This window comes from Calderihabitans maritimus (assembly GCF_002207765.1).
Classification (GTDB): Bacteria; Bacillota; KKC1; order Calderihabitantales; family Calderihabitantaceae; genus Calderihabitans; species Calderihabitans maritimus.
Genome location: NZ_BDGJ01000108.1, coordinates 1 through 1,306 on the forward strand (window position 1 = coordinate 1; position 1,306 = coordinate 1,306).

General features: G+C 49.4%; 1 protein-coding gene and 1 pseudogene. Both read right to left on the reverse strand.

What is annotated here, in order from left to right; genetic code table 11:
- A pseudogene (locus tag KKC1_RS09070) lies at positions 1–152 on the reverse strand (transposase); the annotation flags it as partial.
- Between the two features lie 221 nt (positions 153–373).
- Positions 374–1,306 (reverse strand): hypothetical protein (locus tag KKC1_RS09075; RefSeq protein WP_238134260.1); only part of this gene is annotated, 933 nt, incomplete at its 5' end.

Consider the following 1,306-nt stretch of genomic DNA (forward strand, 5'->3'; position numbering starts at 1 on the left):
TTAGCCGCTTCAATGAGGTAGTACCGTAAGTAATAATTACCGGACCTGGTGAGGGGGATATCCTCGGCAGAAAATTTGCTGGACTGATGCTGCCGCCAGGTCAGGCCCGCGAATTTAGCAAGGGCATTGTGGTTCTTAAATCTGGAGATGTCTTCTCGGCCCGGTTACCGCGTGGAAACTGTCCTGGAACAGCTGACCGACCGTAACCTGAAGCATTTCAAGTTGATGACAACTTATCTCCTGATTAATAGGCGAACCGAGGGGCGTGATCCCCTCGGTTGTTGCGTAGTATGTACCAGCTCGATGAGAGCGCCGAACTCACCTCCCAACTATTCTACTCCCAAGGGAAAACTCATAGGATAAGTCCGAAGGCTTAGAACTTCCGTAACATCTTATCTGACCATTTCACAACCCCCGGCGTGGCACGGTAGGGATATGTCATAATAAACAGGAGCATCAGAATCGGGTCTTCCCTTAGGATTGTAGGTAGCCCAGTGTTCTTACAGTCAAACGCTTCCTTCCGAAGATCCTCCCAATGTTTGGTCAGCGGCGGATATTCACTCACGTTGGTGCCGTACTCGGTTCGCCATAGGTAATACTGCCAGGGCTCTGTTAGCTCGAACTCGAGGAATGCCAGCCGGGTTAGGCCGGGCCACATGCCCCGCAGATGTTGCCTCCAGTTCCGCTTGGCTACCAAGTACAGGAGTCCTTTGGCCATGTAGGACACTCCAGTTGGAGCGGCTGAATTCTTGCTTTCCTTTTGGGAGAAGTCCAGGGCCTCTAGTAAAGCTTCCTCGGCGTTCTGGTAGGGGTCCGCAAGCGAAGGCCCTTGCTTACCGTTTCGGGTTGCGATGAGTTTCAGTAAGCCCATAAGCATAAAATCGCTACTGGGCGATGCATCAATCTCCTGGGGGAACCAGTAATAGGCCAAGAACTGTGGAACTGCCCCCTCGTCCCACACCACCATCTGAAGCCCTGTCGTTAGGCATAAACTCAGAATAAATTGGCGGTGGAAAGGATAAAAATTAATGTCATTTTGCTTGAGTTGAGCTTCATAGGTTTCATCCATGCCGTTTAATAGCCTCTTTTCTATCTGCACCGAAACAGTCGCAAACGAGAAGAGATTGGATAAATTGTAATCTAAGCGAGACCCGTATGGGCAATCGACTTTACCTAACACATGGGGGCGCAATTTGAATACTTCCTTTTCATGACTCCAGTAGACCGCGTTAATACCTGCCGTTATACTCCACCCAAAGTTGTTTTTGGTTAACCAAAATAATTTGAACAAGTGAGACGGTATTAC